17 protein-coding genes and 1 pseudogene are annotated in these 15199 nt (G+C 69.5%); 6 read left to right on the plus strand and 12 right to left on the minus strand.

Translation table 11 applies throughout. The features are described from left to right. Positions 1–27 precede the first annotated feature (27 nt). Entirely contained in the window at positions 28–300 is a 273-nt protein-coding gene (locus Q1A98_RS11335; RefSeq protein WP_299573327.1) for a DUF559 domain-containing protein, read from the minus strand. A gap of 334 nt (positions 301–634) precedes the next feature. Beyond that, a pseudogene (locus Q1A98_RS22370) lies at positions 635–712 on the minus strand (hypothetical protein); the annotation flags it as partial. Positions 713–982: 270 nt separating this feature from the next. On the opposite strand from Q1A98_RS22370, the gene groL reads away from it, so the two are divergent. Beyond that, a complete protein-coding gene (groL, locus tag Q1A98_RS11340; RefSeq protein ID WP_299573329.1) occupies positions 983–2608 on the plus strand; it encodes a chaperonin GroEL in 1626 nt (541 codons plus the stop codon). 241 nt (positions 2609–2849) lie between these two features. Then, positions 2850–3212, plus strand: coding sequence for a hypothetical protein (locus Q1A98_RS11345; RefSeq protein ID WP_299573332.1), 363 nt, complete (start codon positions 2850–2852; stop codon positions 3210–3212). Positions 3213–3216: 4 nt separating this feature from the next. On the opposite strand, the gene Q1A98_RS11350 is transcribed toward Q1A98_RS11345, so the two are convergent. The 5 genes from Q1A98_RS11350 to Q1A98_RS11370 all read right to left on the minus strand — a co-directional run bounded on the left by Q1A98_RS11350 (position 3217) and on the right by Q1A98_RS11370 (position 7305). Beyond that, positions 3217–4332 (minus strand): LLM class flavin-dependent oxidoreductase, encoded by a 1116-nt coding sequence (locus Q1A98_RS11350; RefSeq protein WP_299573335.1) that lies wholly within the window; start codon positions 4330–4332, stop codon positions 3217–3219. After that, positions 4329–5360 (minus strand): ABC transporter substrate-binding protein, encoded by a 1032-nt coding sequence (locus Q1A98_RS11355; protein WP_299573338.1) that lies wholly within the window; start codon positions 5358–5360, stop codon positions 4329–4331. The genes Q1A98_RS11350 and Q1A98_RS11355 overlap by 4 nt, the downstream gene beginning before the upstream one ends. Positions 5361–5388: 28 nt before the next feature. Further along, positions 5389–6111: an ABC transporter ATP-binding protein gene (locus tag Q1A98_RS11360; RefSeq protein ID WP_299573341.1), complete on the minus strand. Its 723-nt coding sequence runs from the start codon at positions 6109–6111 to the stop codon at positions 5389–5391. Then, positions 6108–6914, minus strand: coding sequence for an ABC transporter permease (locus Q1A98_RS11365; RefSeq protein ID WP_299573343.1), 807 nt, complete (start codon positions 6912–6914; stop codon positions 6108–6110). Before Q1A98_RS11365 ends, Q1A98_RS11360 begins: the two co-directional genes overlap by 4 nt. Positions 6915–7062: 148 nt before the next feature. After that, on the minus strand, positions 7063–7305 hold the full coding sequence (locus Q1A98_RS11370) for a DUF3072 domain-containing protein (protein ID WP_299573346.1): 243 nt from the start codon (positions 7303–7305) through the stop codon (positions 7063–7065). A gap of 65 nt (positions 7306–7370) precedes the next feature. Here Q1A98_RS11370 and Q1A98_RS11375 point away from each other — a divergent pair, with 65 nt between their 5' ends. The 3 genes from Q1A98_RS11375 (at position 7371) to Q1A98_RS11385 (ending at position 11475) form a co-directional block, all read left to right on the plus strand. After that, on the plus strand, positions 7371–8918 hold the full coding sequence (locus Q1A98_RS11375) for an alpha/beta fold hydrolase (protein WP_299573818.1): 1548 nt from the start codon (positions 7371–7373) through the stop codon (positions 8916–8918). Continuing rightward, entirely contained in the window at positions 8915–9565 is a 651-nt protein-coding gene (locus Q1A98_RS11380) for a DsbA family oxidoreductase (RefSeq protein WP_299573349.1), read from the plus strand. Before Q1A98_RS11375 ends, Q1A98_RS11380 begins: the two co-directional genes overlap by 4 nt. 68 nt (positions 9566–9633) lie before the next feature. Next, the gene (locus Q1A98_RS11385; protein WP_299573351.1) at positions 9634–11475 is read left to right on the plus strand and encodes an endonuclease/exonuclease/phosphatase family protein; all 1842 of its coding nucleotides are present in this window, start codon (positions 9634–9636) and stop codon (positions 11473–11475) included. Between the two features lie 7 nt (positions 11476–11482). On the opposite strand, the gene Q1A98_RS11390 is transcribed toward Q1A98_RS11385, so the two are convergent. After that, a complete protein-coding gene (locus tag Q1A98_RS11390) occupies positions 11483–12139 on the minus strand; it encodes a TetR/AcrR family transcriptional regulator (RefSeq protein WP_299573354.1) in 657 nt (218 codons plus the stop codon). Continuing rightward, positions 12096–12542, minus strand: coding sequence for a hypothetical protein (locus Q1A98_RS11395; protein ID WP_299573356.1), 447 nt, complete (start codon positions 12540–12542; stop codon positions 12096–12098). Before Q1A98_RS11395 ends, Q1A98_RS11390 begins: the two co-directional genes overlap by 44 nt. A 62-nt stretch (positions 12543–12604) precedes the next feature. Here Q1A98_RS11395 and Q1A98_RS11400 point away from each other — a divergent pair, with 62 nt between their 5' ends. Continuing rightward, a complete protein-coding gene (locus tag Q1A98_RS11400) occupies positions 12605–13177 on the plus strand; it encodes an isochorismatase family protein (protein WP_299573359.1) in 573 nt (190 codons plus the stop codon). Between the two features lie 19 nt (positions 13178–13196). On the opposite strand, the gene Q1A98_RS11405 is transcribed toward Q1A98_RS11400, so the two are convergent. From Q1A98_RS11405 to Q1A98_RS11415, 3 genes are all read right to left on the minus strand, one after another. Beyond that, positions 13197–13574 carry a DUF5313 family protein gene (locus Q1A98_RS11405; protein WP_299573362.1) on the minus strand — a complete coding sequence of 126 codons (378 nt, stop codon included), beginning with the start codon at positions 13572–13574 and terminating at the stop codon, positions 13197–13199. After that, positions 13571–14338 (minus strand): trans-aconitate 2-methyltransferase, encoded by a 768-nt coding sequence (locus Q1A98_RS11410; RefSeq protein ID WP_299573365.1) that lies wholly within the window; start codon positions 14336–14338, stop codon positions 13571–13573. Before Q1A98_RS11410 ends, Q1A98_RS11405 begins: the two co-directional genes overlap by 4 nt. A gap of 84 nt (positions 14339–14422) precedes the next feature. Next, the gene (locus Q1A98_RS11415; RefSeq protein WP_299573368.1) at positions 14423–15199 is read right to left on the minus strand and encodes an acyl-ACP thioesterase domain-containing protein; all 777 of its coding nucleotides are present in this window, start codon (positions 15197–15199) and stop codon (positions 14423–14425) included.

Below are 15199 nucleotides of genomic sequence, written 5' to 3' on the forward strand. Positions count from 1 at the left end.
GGCCGCTGTGTGCAGAGTTTCGACGCCTCAGGCTGCTCCCGCCGGGCGACCGCGGTGTTCGCGTCGTCGGATGAGGTCGAGGACGACCTTCTCGGTTTCCGGCCAGTCGTGGACGACCTGGTGGTAGCTGAGCCGCAGGACGACATATCCCAGTTGGACGAGCCGCCGATCACGGGCCCGGTCGGCCTCGTACCGCTCCACGCCGGTGTGGTGGGCATGACTGTCGACCTCGATGACCAGTCGTTCTCCGACGAGCAGATCGACCCTCCCCACCCCGGGAACGCGATGCTGAGTCGTCACGGCGATGTTTCGCGCGCGCAGCCGAAGCCGGACCTCGTGTCGCGAAGCGCAGTGCGGTCAGGACATCGTCCACCGCCTGCTCGGGCCGTGGGATCGGACCGTGAAGACGGCAGGCGCCACGTATCGGCGAACCTCGGTTCTCGGCGCGAACGTGCAGCCTCCGCTGGTGCTCGGGGACCCAGACCCCGCGTTGGCGGAGAGCGGCCACGCAGGTCAGTACGCCACCCGCGGCGACGGCCTCGCGGACGTGAGGATCCGCGCGGGTTGTCGCGAACCAGCCTCGGCGGATCCGTACGAGCGTCCCCGCTCGGATCGCCCGCGCGACGTCGGCGTCGGCCACGCCCGCCTCTGCCAGCTGCCGTCGGGACAACACGCCCCAGTTGATCTGCGCCAGGGTCTCCGCATCGTGCACTCGCAGATCGTCGCTCGTGGACGGGGTCGGGAACAGACCTCGGCACCGCCCTGTGGACAACTCGAAACGGGCCCACGCCCCGTCCGGGACCGTCGCGGGTGACCTTGCACTCGCCTATACCGAGTGCTAGAAATGCGGTTGGCACTCGCGGACTGTGAGTGCCAGGTCGGGACGGTGAGAGCGGGTCCTGCTGATACCCGGTCGTCCGTCGCGGGCACCGAGTCCGGCCAACGAACTTCAGTGTCACCCCCTATCGGAGGATCACTTCGCATGGCCAAGCAAATCGCGTTCGACGAAGAGGCCCGTCGCGGCCTCGAGCGGGGTCTCAACAGCCTCGCCGACGCCGTCAAGGTGACGTTGGGACCCAAGGGTCGCAACGTCGTCCTGGAGAAGAAGTGGGGCGCCCCCACCATCACCAACGACGGTGTGTCCATCGCCAAGGAGATCGAGCTCGAGGATCCCTACGAGAAGATCGGTGCCGAGCTCGTCAAGGAGGTCGCCAAGAAGACCGACGACGTCGCGGGCGACGGCACCACCACCGCCACCGTTCTCGCCCAGGCGCTCGTGCGTGAGGGCCTGCGCAACGTCGCGGCCGGCGCCAACCCGCTGGGCCTCAAGCGCGGCATCGAGAAGGCCGTCGAGGCCGTCACCGAGTCGCTGCTGAAGTCCGCCAAGGAGATCGACACCAAGGAGCAGATCGCTGCCACCGCCGGTATCTCCGCAGGCGACCCGTCCATCGGCGAGCTCATCGCCGAGGCCATGGACAAGGTCGGCAAGGAAGGCGTCATCACGGTCGAGGAGTCCAACACCTTCGGCCTGCAGCTCGAGCTCACCGAGGGCATGCGCTTCGACAAGGGCTACATCTCGGGCTACTTCGTGACCGACGCCGATCGTCAGGAAGCGGTCCTCGAGGACCCCTACATCCTGCTCGTCTCGGGCAAGGTCTCGACCGTCAAGGACCTGCTGCCGCTGCTGGAGAAGGTCATCCAGGCCGGCAAGCCGCTGCTGATCATCGCCGAGGACATCGAGGGCGAAGCGCTCTCGACCCTGGTGGTCAACAAGATCCGTGGCACCTTCAAGTCGGTCGCCGTCAAGGCCCCCGGCTTCGGTGACCGTCGCAAGGCCATGCTGGCCGACATCGCCATCCTCACCGGTGGCGAGGTCATCAGCGAAGAGGTCGGCCTCTCGCTCGAGGGCGCGGGCATCGAGCTGCTCGGTACCGCCCGCAAGGTCGTCGTCACCAAGGACGAGACCACCATCGTCGAGGGCGCCGGTGACTCCGACGCGATCGCCGGTCGTGTGTCCCAGATCCGCGGCGAGATCGAGAACAGCGACTCCGACTACGACCGCGAGAAGCTGCAGGAGCGCCTGGCCAAGCTGGCCGGCGGCGTCGCCGTCATCAAGGCCGGCGCCGCGACCGAGGTGGAGCTCAAGGAGCGCAAGCACCGCATCGAGGACGCCGTCCGCAACGCCAAGGCTGCGGTCGAGGAGGGCATCGTCGCCGGCGGTGGCGTCGCCCTGCTGCAGTCCGAGGCTGCCATCGACGGCCTGTCGCTCGAGGGTGACGAGGCCACCGGTGCCAACATCGTGCGCGTCGCGCTCGAGGCCCCGGCCAAGCAGATCGCGTTCAACGCGGGTCTCGAGCCCGGCGTCGTCGCCGACAAGGTCCGCAACAGCCCGCTGGGCACCGGCCTCAACGCCGGCACCGGCCAGTACGAGGACCTGCTCGCCGCCGGCATCAACGACCCGGTGAAGGTCACCCGCTCGGCGCTGCAGAACGCAGCTTCGATCGCGGCCCTGTTCCTCACCACCGAGGCCGTCGTCGCCGACAAGCCGGAGAAGAACCCGGCCCCGGCGATGCCGGGTGGCGACGAGATGGGCGGCATGGGCTTCTGAGTCCATCCGTCTGACTCACCAGACAACCGGAGGCCGGTCACCGTTCGCGGTGGCCGGCCTTCGGCGTTCCTCCGTGCTCCTGCGATCGTTCCCGCTTCCCGCGACCGTTGCGACGGTCGCGGATGGCAGAGGCGGTCGCGTCCACGGGGGTCCCTACACCGGCGCGACGACGGTGAGCCCCATGTCGCGCCGCATCGGCCAGACGCTCGTCATGGCAACAGGACACCCATAGCCTCGTCGCATGCCGATTCTGCGATCGTTTGCCCGGGTGTACACGACCGACCTCGATGATCACGTGGCGGCACGCGCGGTGCTGGGGTCCTCGTCCACCGGAGGTCGCAGGTTCGCCCTGCCCGACCGTGGGCTGCAGGTGATGATCACCGACGACACCGTCATCGTCGCCGGCGACGAGGATGCGCTCGCCGCCGTACGCGACACCCAGATCACCTGGCTCGTCGACGACCTCGACGGGGCGCTCACCGCGCTGCGGCCACGCATCGAGCGGATCGTCGCCCCGCCGACGCGCGTGCCCACGGGCCGCAACGCCACCGTCCGGCTGAGCGACGTGCAGGTCGAGTTGGTGCAGTGGGACGACGAGACCTGAGGTCTCAGGCGGCGTGCGCAGCCGCCGGCGCGGTGATGCCGCGGCGGTCGAGGATCGGACGGACGCCCTCGGCGAAGTGATACGACTCCTCGAGGTGCGGGTAGCCGGAGAGGATGAACTCGGTGAAACCGGCGTCGTGGTACTCGCCGATCAGGTTCGCGACCTCCTCGTGCGACCCGACGAGCGCGGTGCCCGCCCCGCCACGGATCAGCCCGACGCCCGCCCACAGGTTCGGGTAGATCTCCAGCGAGTCGGTCCGCCCGCCGTGCAGCGCGGCCATCCGCCGCTGCCCCTCCGACTGCGACGCCGAGTGCAGCCGATGGGCCTCCTCGATGCGTTCGGTCGGCAGCTCGTCCAGGAGACGTTGCGCGACAGCCCATGCCTCGGCGGAGGTGTCGCGACTGATGGTGTGGAGCCGGATCCCGTACCGCAGCGTGCGACCCTCCGCCGCGGCGAGCGCGCGGACGCGGTCGATCTTGGCCCCCGCGTCGGCCGGGGGCTCACCCCAGGTGAGGTACGTCTGCACGCGACGGGCCGCCACCGACAACGCGGGGTCCGACGATCCGCCGAACCAGAACTCCGGCAGTGGATCCGGTGCCTCAGAGACGCGGGCGTCGGCGACACGGTAGAACTCACCCTCGTGGTCGACGGGACCCTGCGTCCAGATCCGGTGCACAAGGTCGAGAAACTCGTCGGTGCGGGCGTAGCGGCGGTCGTGGTCGACCCAGTCGCCGAACCGCCGCTGCTCGGCGTCGTCGCCACCGGTCACGATGTTCAGCAGCAGGCGGCCCTCCGACATCCGCTGGAGTGTCGCGGCCTGCTGCGCGGCGAGTGTCGGCGGGGTGAGCCCGGGGCGGAAGGCGACCAGGAACTTCAGTCGACGGGTGCTCTGCAGCAGCGCCGCCGTCGTCAACCACGCGTCCTCACACCAGGTTCCGGTCGGTGTGAGCACACCTTCGTAGTCGAGACGGTCGGCGGCCTGCGCGACCTCGGTGAGGTAGCGCAGCGACGGCCGACGGAAACCGGCGGGCTCCACCCGATGCGACGAGGCATGCGATGCCCCGACGATCGATCGACCGTCACCGGCAGTGGGCAGGAACCAGAAGACGCGTGCGGTCACTTGGTGGCCTCTGCCACGGTGCTGTTGAACCGCTCGTCGACGTAGTCGGAGAACGGCGTGCCCCGCGGCACGAGCTTCGCATCGACGAAGGCGTCGTAGAGCTGCTGCTCGGACTCGATCACGGAGTTGTCGAGGGGGATGGCCGGTCGCAGGCTGCGGCCCTGCGCGACGGCGCCGACACCGGTCGCCACGCCGATCGCGCTGGAGTACTTCGCCGCCCACACCGAAGGATTGGCCTTCGCCCAGGCCGTGGCCCGTGCTATGCGGGACACGAAGTCGGCCAGCGCGGTGTTCTTCGCGGGGTCGGCGAGTGCGGTGTCCGCGGCGATGCCGAAACCGTAGCCGTTCGAGACGCCCGTCGCGGTCGTCAGTGTCCGTGCGCCGTTCTGTGCCTGGGCGATCGCGGTGAAGGGATCCCAGATGGCCCAGGCGTCGACGTTTCTCGCGGTGAACGCCGACAGCCCGTCGGAAGGCTGGAGGTAGATCAGCTGAACATCGGCGGGTGTCAGGCCGTTCTTCTGCAACTGCAGCAGGACGTGACCGTTCGCCGAGCTCCCCTTGGCCACCGCGATGCGCTTGCCGCGCAGGTCGGCGACAGACCGTATCGGTGAGTCCGCCGGGACGAGGATCTGGTCACCGCCGGCGTCGTTGCTGTATGCGCTGACGACCTTGATGCGCGCGCCGGCCGCGGCGCCGAAGATCGGTGGCGTGTTGCCGGTGACGGCGAAATCGATCTTGCCCGCGGTTGCCGCCTCGACCTGCGGCGGCCCGGAGGTGAAGCTCGAGAACGACACCTTGTAGGGCGTGCCGGCCAGCAGCCCGGCGGCTTCCAGCAGTGGCTGGGTCACCCCCTTCTGGTCACCGACGTTCAGGGTGACCGACGACAACTGCGCCGCGTCCACCGTCGACGGTGGTGCTGCGGTCCGGGTGTCGGAATCACGGGACACGCAGCCGGCCAGGCTGATCGTGGCGAGGGTCAGCACGGTGATGCCGGCAAGGGTGCGGGACAGAGACGATCGCAGAGACATTCGTGGCTTCCGTTCGGGGGAGGGTCGGTCAGTGCACGCCGAGCGCGCCGAGCAGATGGGTGCGGATCGAACCGAACCCGGAGGCACCGCGATCGCGCGGTCGGGAGAGGTCGACGTCGACGTTGTCGACGATCGCGCCGTCCTCGAGGACGAGCACGCGATCGGCGAGTGCGACCGCCTCGTCGACGTCGTGAGTGACGAGCAGGATCCCGAACTCGCGGCGTTGCCACAGGTCGAGCAGCAGCGACTGCATGGTCAGCCGGGTCAATGCGTCGAGGGCACCGAACGGCTCGTCGAGCAGCAGGAGCTCGGGCTCACCGACCAGAGCTCGGGCCAGCGCGGCTCGTTGTGCCTGTCCGCCCGACAGGGTCGCGGGCCAGACGTCCCGCTTGTCGTCGAGGCCGACCTCGGCCAGCGTCGCGTCCGCGGCCTCCTCGGCCGGGCGCCCGGTGACGCCGGCCGGGTTCAGTCCGTACGAGACGTTCTGCCGGACCGTGCGCCATGGGAACAGCCGGGGTTCCTGGAACGCGACGGCCGGTCGACCCGTGACATGTGTCTCGCCGGTGTGATCGTCGGAGAGGCCGGACAGGACTCGCAGGATCGTCGACTTCCCGGAGCCCGACCGTCCCAAGAGGGCAACGATCTCGCCGCGGTCGACGTGGAGGTCGACGCCGTCGAGCACCTGGTGGTTGCCGTACCACTTGTCGACCCCGTGCAGCGAGGCGACGGCGGTGGCCGTCGGGGGGCTCACCCGCGATCCGCCCGGTAGCGCATGGCCCGGCGTTCCAGGACACGCACGATGCCGTCGGTCGTGATGCCGAGCAGCGCGTAGACGACGAGCCCAAAGATGATGGTGTCGGTGCGGAAGAAGTCCCGGGCGTTGTTGATGATGTAACCGAGTCCGGCGTCGGCGTTTATCTGTTCGGCGACGATCAGCGACAGCCATGCGATGGCCAGTGACTGCCGGAGCCCCACCAGGAGCTGCGGTGCGATGCTCGGGATGATCACCCGCGAGAACCGTTGACGCCACGAGAAGCCGAGGACGTCGGCCGTCTCGAGGTGCCGGCGGTCGATCTGGCGGATGGCCGAGAAGGTGTTGAGGTACAGCGGGAACGCGACGCCGAGCGCCACCAGCAGGATCTTCGGGGTCTCGCCGATCCCGAACCACAGGATGAACAGTGGGATGAGGCCGAGGTGGGGCAGTGCCCGCAGCATCTGCAGCGGCGGGTCGACCGTGGCCTCCGCGATGCGGGACAGTCCGACCAGCGCACCCAGCGCGACGCCGATGACGCCGCCGAGAACGAGTCCCTCCACGACACGGGTGCCGGACACGACCAGCGCGTCTGTGAGCTCGCCACTGCGCGCCAGCTCGATGCCCGCGTCCACGATGAGCGACGGCGCGGGCAGGATGCGCTCCGGGATGACGCGGAGCGCGCTGCCGATCTGCCACAGGATCAGCAGCGCGATCGGTGACAGAACACGGATCACCGTCCAACGGTGGCGGGACCACCGGTCAGTGTGGTTCGGGCCCTCGGTGACCGACGTCGGTGTCATGGCAACCGGTGTCGGGTGACCTGCGGACAAGATGGCGACCATCGTCCGACGGTCACAAACCGGACAGCACCCGGCGAGGGTTGCCGTCAGTCTGGGCCGATGTCGGCCGTGGCTTGCCCCGACGCCCGCACGTCGCTACGGGACGGGCTCAGCCGCGGTCGGTCTTGCCCTGCAGACGCTCGATCTCCTCGGAGGCCTGTGCCTTGGTCAGATCGGCCGAGAGGGTCTCGCCGGCGTCGCGGGCGAGGGTGTCCAGGTAGCTCTTCTGCGCTCCGGTCATCGGCTCGTCGCCGGTGACCCAGTTCTGCGGATCCTTCTCGGTCGTGTTGCCGGCGTCGGCACCGAGGACCTCACCGGTCTCCGACGTCGAACGTGCGTTCGATTCAGTCATGACCCGACCGTACGCCCGATTCGACGCGCCGTCGACCGGCACGGACCGATACGTTGAGCGCCGTGATGCCGCGCCGAGTCCGTGCCCTCGTCCTCGCCCCGCTCCTCGCAACCGTCGCGGTGGTGCTCGCACCGACGGGCGCCGCGCAGGCAGCACCGACCTGGGGTCCGTGCCCTGCGGTCCACGGCGCGTCGAAGGACACGCTGTGCACGACGATCCGCGTTCCCGTCGACTACGCGCGTCCGTCCGCCGGGAGCATCGGCGTCCTCGTGTCGAAGCTGCCCGCGCGGGGTGAGCGCCGTGGGGTGCTGTTCGGAAACCCCGGTGGCCCCGGTGGTGACGCGATCGGGATGTTCAGCCTGCTGCAGACGCCGCTTGCTCTCCGCGACTCCTACGACCTGATCGCCGTGCAACCGCGGGGACTGATCGGAGCCGGCGCGCTGGACTGCACGCCGCCGTCGCCGTCGGACCCCGCGTCCTATCTGTTCGCCGCCGGAGCGCTGCGGGCCTCGTGTGCGAAGAAGTCGTCGCAGGCCTACATCCGCTCGATCACCACCGCGAACACCGCCCGCGACATCGATTCCGCGCGTGCGCAACTCGGCCTGGGTGATCGCGTGGACCTGCTGGGGATCTCGTACGGGACGACGCTCATGTCGACCTACGCGACGCTCTTCCCGCAGCACACCGACCGGCTCATGCTCGACTCCGCGGTCGACCCGCGCCTGGAGTGGAACACGCTGCTCACAGCGCAGACGCCGGGATACCGCGCGCGCATCTCCGATCTTTTCACGTGGATCGCCGACCACGACTCGATCTACCGACTCGGGTCGACGCCGCTCGCCGTCTACCGCACCTGGAGCGCGAAGGTGACGGCGGAGGCCGGTATGCCGCCGTCGGTGAGCCCGCCGCCTGCGCGCGTCGGCGACGTGCCCCCGGGGCTGCGCGCCCAGGCCCAGGCCTACGTCACCGGACAGAACCTGACCGGTGAGGCACGCGCCCGCTTCGACAACCTCCTCGCGAGCCTCGTCACCGGCAAGCGCCAGTCGGGCTCGACGTTGTTGACGCTCACACGGATCGGTGCGCCCGACCGCAACGCCTGGCCGCTCATCGCCCAGCGGATCCTCGCCGCGCCGCAGGCGCCGCCGAAGCAGTCGCCCGACGACCTGCGCGTCGGCCTGAACTCCGTCGCCATGCAGAACACCCTGCTGTGCAACGAGAACGCCGTCCCTGCGAACCTGGGACTCGTCCCCGCGTCGTTGGTGGACCAGCTGCTGGTGTCGGACCCCGTGGCCGGCCCGGGACTGCTGTTCGAGTCGGGGCTGTTCTGTTCGGGCGTCACACCGTCCGCCCGCCCGGTCCCCATCACCGGTGCGCGATTGCAGGTGCGGCCGCTGCAGATCCAGGCGATCGGTGACCCGCAGACGCCGTACCGCCCGAGTCTCGAACACCGTCGTCTCATGGGTGCGCACCTGATCACCGTCGGCGGCGGCGACCACGGTCAGTTCGGGCGATCCAACCCGGTCGTCGACGCGGCGATCGTGGACTACCTGCGCACCGGTCGCACCTCGGTGACGACGGCTCCGCAGGCCCCGATCACGACATCGCTGCGGTGACCGCCGACCCGCTCACGGTCGACATCTGGTCGGACATCGCCTGTCCGTGGTGCTATCTCGGCACACGACGGTTCGAGACCGCACTCGCGGAGTTCGACGGCCGCGACGACGTCGTCGTGACCCACCACAGCTTCGAACTCGCACCGGACACGCCGGTCGACTTCGACGGCTCCGAGGTCGACTTCCTCGTGCAGCACAAGGGACTCCCGGCCGCGCAGGCGCGTCAGATGCTCGCGCAGATGACAGAGACCGGTGCGCAGGACGGCGTCCGGTACGACTTCGACGCCCTCCGGCACACCAACACCCGCAAGGCCCACGAGGTGCTTCACCTCGCGAAAGCCGATGGACTGCAACGGGAGCTGGTCGACCGTATGTTCGCCGCCTATTTCGCCGAGGGTCGGCACCTCGGGGGCGACGAGGACCTCGCCGATCTCGCGGCCGAGGTCGGACTCGACCGCGACGAGGTCCTGATCGCGCTGGAGGAGGGCACCTACGCCGACGCGGTGACCGCCGACATCGAGCAGGCCCGCGAGTACGGGATCACCGGTGTGCCGTTCTTCGTCCTCGACGGCCGGTACGGCATCTCCGGTGCGCAGTCGCCCGAGGTGCTGCGATCGGCGCTGGAGCAGGTCCGCGCCGAGCGCTGACGGACGGCGATCTCGCCGTTCTCGTGACGTTCACCTTCCGGTAGTCAGCGTCACTAACATCCAGTCGCATGAGAACTGTGGCCTGGCTCGTCCCCGCCGTCGTGACGACGGCACTGGCACTGACGGCGTCGACGGCGACGGCACTGGCACTGACGGCGTCGACGGCGACGGCGGCCCCGCCTGCTCCCACGACTACCACCACGACCATCGCGGCGATCCAGGGACCGGGGTTCACCTCGCCGCTCGCCGGACGTGCGGTGTCGGGTGTCGAGGGCGTGGTCACCGCGGTACGCACGTCCTCGCCGCGAGGATTCTGGATCCAGTCGCGGACGCCCGATCGCGACGACGCCACCTCCGACGCGGCGTTCGTCGTCACGAACCCGACTGCGCCCGCGGTGGCCGTCGGTGACGAGGTCGCCGTGGACGGCACGGTCACCGAGTTCCGTTCCGGCGGTGCGTCGTCGACGAATCTGTCGGTCACGGAGATCACCTCGCCGACGGTGACGACGAAGTCACGCCGCAACGCCCTGCCCGCCCCGCTCGTGATCGGACCGACCACGGTCCCCGACCGCTTCGCCCCGCCCACGACCGGCGACGTCGAGACGATCGGCCGCGTGCAGGCGCGACGCTCGGCGCAGGAGTTCTGGGAGGCCCACGAGGGGATGCGGGTGGAGATCCCCGCACCGAGGGTGATCGCCCCCAGCAACACCTACGGTGACGTCTACATCACGTCGAAACCATTCACGCAGAACACCTATCGGGGTGACGCGCTGCTCTCGAGCTACGACCTGCCGACGGGGCGGCTCCACGTCACCGCCCTCGACGGCGCGAAGCCCACGCTGACCGTCGGGGACCGCTTCGCCGGACCGGTCACCGGGGTCGTCGACTGGTCGTCGTTCGGCGGGTTCACCGTCGACGCACCCTCGCTGCCGCGGGTGGTCCCCGGCGGGCTGGCGCGCACCGTCGCCGGCGGTGCCGCGCCGGGCGAGTTGTCGGTGGCCACCTACAACGTCGAGAACCTCGCGCCCGGCGACAGCGACGCGAAGTACGCGGCACTCTCGGCCGGCGTGGTGCGGAACCTCGGGCGGCCGGACATCGTCGCCGTCGAGGAGGTACAGGACAACTCGGGTGCCGCCGACGACGGGACCACCGCCGCCGACCGCACCATCCGACGTCTCACCGATGCGATCGCCGCAGCCGGTGGACCGCGATACGCCAGTCGCAGCATCGATCCCGCGAACGACGCCGACGGTGGACAGCCGGGTGGCAACATCCGGACCGTCTTCCTCTTCGACCCGACGCGCGTCTCGTTCGTCGACCGCGGCATCGCGTCGTCGACGACGGCGACGACAGTCGTGCGCGGGCCGAGTGGTCGGGTGCAGCTGTCTCAGTCACCCGGGCGCATCGCACCCGCCGATCCCGCCTGGACGAACTCGCGCAAGCCGCTGGTGGGGGAGTTCACGTTCCGGGGCCGGACGGTGTTCGTCATCGGCAACCACTTCGCGTCGAAGGGCGGGGACCAATCCGCCGACGGCCGTTTCCAGCCACCCGCGCGGTCGTCGGAGACCCAGCGCGACGCGCAGGCGCAGGTCGAGAACGACTGGGTGCGTGCGACGCTCGCCGTCGATCCCCGTGCTGCGATCGTCTCGGCCGGTGACTTCAACGACTTCCCGTTCAGTCCCGCCCTGCGCACACTCACCTCCGCGGGCGCGCTCACCGATCTCATCACCACGCTGCCCCGGGACCGGCAGTACACCTACGTCTACTCCGGGGTCTCGCAGGTGCTCGACCACATCCTGGTGAGCCGGGCGCTTCGTCCGTCGGCACGATACGAGGTGGTGCACCTCAACTCCGAGTTCCCCGACCAGGTCTCCGACCACGACCCGCAGGTGGTGCGGGTCCGACCCTGACGGTCGATCAGCGGGCTCCGTACCCGCGGACGAGCAGCTCGGCGAGGGTGGCCGCGTACTGCTGGGGATCGACCTCGGGGTGATACCGCAGGTACCCGAGCATCGCGTCGATCGCTCCCTGGTACGTGACCGCCATGACCCTGGTGTCCGCCTCGGCCAGCGATCCCTCCGCGATCCCGCGCGCGAACAGCGACTCCTGTAGGCGATAGCCCGCCTCGTAGTCGTTCACCGACAACCGCAGGTCCCCGTCCGCGGTGTGCAGGTTGTTCGCGATCTGGTCGAGCGCCCGCAACTCGTCGGAGTGCGTGCGGGTCAGCGACGCCATGTGCCGCAGCGCCTGTCGGATGACGTCCGGCGCCGGCCTGTCGAGGTCGAGTCGCTGTGTCACCTCGTCCCGAAACAGCATCGCGACGTGGATCGCCGTGCGGTACATCAGGTCGTCGCGGTCGTCGAAATAGCGCCAGATCAACCCCTTGGCGACGTCCGCCGCGGTGGCGATCGCGGTGGCGGACGCGGCGGTGTACCCGCGATCGGCGATCACCGTCACGGCCGCCGTCATGATCTGTTCACGACGCTCGTCGGCGCTGAGGCGGACGCGCGCGCGGACGGGCGGGGCGACGTCAGTGGACGACGCCGTCTCCCGCGGTCGACCGGATGGGCTCACGGGCGCCATTGTTCTCCGCGAGCGCGATCGCGACGACGAGACCCACCGACGCCAGCATCAGCAGGGCGATGACCACCATCTCGACCTGCATCCACACGGGGACGAAGCCGGGGATGGACGCCTCGACGGCGTTCACCGCGACGAGTACGCCGGAGATGATCCCGACCGCACGCAGCGCAGGACGACTCCCGGAACGCACGCCGGCCAGGCGAAGGGGGAGGACCAGGGCGAACACCGCGACGATCGCGGCGTGAACCCAGGCGTCCGTCGAGGTGAACCGCGGAGCGGTCGCCTGGAGGATCGCGAGGACGACGACCGTGACCACCGCGATCGCCGAGTACCCGAGGATCGCCCGTCGCAGCCAGAGGTGGGCGAGGGGTACGAGCCGGCTGTTGTTGACCATGTGGTCATTATTAGTGACCAGACAGTCAACAAGCAAGATCTTTTCCCGACTAGATTCGGGTCATGGCCATGGCACTGCTGATCGTCGACGTCCAGAACGACTTCGCCGAGGGTGGAGCCCTCGGCGTCTCCGGGGGAACCGCCGTCGCACGCGGGGTCACCGACCTGCTGCGGACGCACCGCGACGACTACGCGCTCGTCGTCGCATCTCGCGACTGGCACGACGCCGATTCCGACAACGGCGGGCACTTCGCGCTCACCGGTGAGCCCGACTTCACCACCACCTGGCCGGTGCACTGCGTCGCCGAAACCCACGGCGCTGCCTACCATCCGGACTTCGACACCGCCGCGGTCGACGTCGAGATCTACAAGGGCCGAGGCGAACCGGCGTACTCGGCGTTCGAGGGTGCCACTGCCGATGGCGTGCCGCTCGCGGACGTGTTGCGCGACAACGCCATCGACACCGTCGAGGTCGTCGGACTCGCCACCGACTACTGCGTGCGCGCCTCGGCTCTCGACGCGGTCGGCAGCGGGGTGACCGTGCGGGTGCGCCGCGACCTCGTCGCCGGTGTCGCCGAGGAGACCAGCGCCGCCGCGATGCGGGAGATGGCCACCGCGGGCGCCGACATCGTCTGAGGCGGAACCGGTCGGGGTCTCAGAGCCCCCGGTACTTCGCGAGGTACGCCTGCTCCGCGGGGAGGTTGCGGGCGCGCTCTCGTGCGTCGACCAGTGCCGGGTCGAGTCCGTGCTGCGCGAGGCGATGGCGTCGGTAGACACGGTTGAGGGCGATCGAGAAGTACACGTACGGCAGCAGGATCGGCACCGTCATCATCGCTTTCACGACCCAGTCGGTCGGCAGGACGAGGAACGGTGCGAGCAGCACGAGACACGGAACCGCCCAGCGGGCGACCATCTTCGGACCTGCGCCCCGTCCGGCCAGGTCGTGCGTCACCCATGGCAGATACCTGTCGTCGAGGCGTAGGCCGTAGCCGTAGAGCACCTGACGCCAGAGGGGCGGCCGCGCGGGCGTCACGCGCCGACCTCGGCCACCACGAACACCCGACGGAACGGGAACCAGGTCCGTCCGGGCGCGTGCTCGGGATAGTGCTCGCGAAATGTCGGGGCGAGGTCGCTGCGGAATGCATCCCACCCCGCGTCGTCCAGGACGTCTCGGATCGGGGTGAGTGCGGTGCCGGTGACCCACTCGAGCACGGCGTCGGGTCCCTCCAGTTCCTGCAGGTAGGTCGTCTCCCAGGCGTCGACGCGTGCGCCGCTCCGGTGGAGGATCTCCGCGTAGCCGACGGGGTCCTCGACGGTCTCGCCGCCCCGGAGCTCCAGCCCGGCGAGGCGGTCCCGCCATGCCGGCGACGCGGCGAGGTCGCGGATCGCGCGGTGTGACGGCGCCTCGAAGTTGCCCGGCACCTGGAACGCCAGCCAGGAACCCGGCGCCATCGCCTCGGCCCAGCGGGCGATCACCTCCCGATGCGTCGGGATCCACTGCAGGGTCGCATTGGAGACGATCACGTCGACCTCGGGTCCTGGGGTCCATCCCGCCACGTCGACGACCTCCGCGTCGAGGCCGCGATCACGGGCCGCGGCGACCATCTCCGGCGAGGAGTCCAGCGCCACGATCCGGGCGCCCGGCCACCGGTCCCGCAGTCCGACAGTGAGATTGCCGGGGCCGCAACCGAGATCGGCGATCACCCGCGGGGATGTGGCACCGACCCGGCCGATCAGTTCGCCGTAGGGCCGACCGCGGTGATCGGCGAAGGTCAGGTACTGGGCGGGATCCCACATCGGTGCCTCCTCGGGACGCGCTTCACAGTACGCGCGTACTGCTAGAAGCAACAGTATGCGCGTACTGCTACGTCGTCACAAGGGTCAGCTCGGCAGCGGCGTGATGGACGCACGGGCCCGGACGTCGCCGTCGACGGTCAGCCACACGAGCAGACCGGCGCCCGTCTCGACGTCGGACGGCTCGGTCACGATGTGCACCGTCTCGCCGTAGGTGATGGGCTTGTCGTACTCGATGACCAGCCGGTACGGGTTCTCGACGAGGGAACCCGCCGCGGGGAACACCTCGCGGAGCGCCTGCAGGTAGATCGAGTTGTTGACGTGGTCGAGGCGGTCGGTGTCGGCGTGACGCAGCGCGAACACGGGCCCGTCGTCGCTCATCGGCTGCTGCGTGAGCCACGCCTTCCACCGGAGGCGGCGCTCGTCGGTGGTGGTCGCCAACATCTCGAAGAACCGGTCCTCCATACGGCCCGGCGACTTCGTCTCCATGTTCATGTTGATCCAGAAGCCCTCGGTCTCGATGAGACCGCCCGGTTCGCCGTCGACCCCCTCGCCCTCGATCCGCACCCGCATCGAGCACCAGCGCGGGGAGATCCCGGCGCACCAGCGCCACAGCTGCACCGTGTCGGGCCATGCGATCGGTCGGATCACGTCGATGACGGTGCGGCGGACGATCCAGAACTTGTGGGCCTCGAACGCTCCCGCGTCGACGAGGTGCTGTGCGCCCGCCTCCTGCAGGTAGCGGGCGACACCGTCGACGCTGAGGCGTTCGTGCTGGTCGATGTCGGCGCTGGAGAGCGGCCAGGAGGTGTGGAAGACGTAGCCCTCGGTGGGCAGGTCGACGAGGCGATCGGTGAGAGGCAT

The organism is uncultured Williamsia sp., assembly GCF_947494875.1.
Taxonomy (GTDB): Bacteria; Actinomycetota; Actinomycetes; order Mycobacteriales; family Mycobacteriaceae; genus Williamsia_A.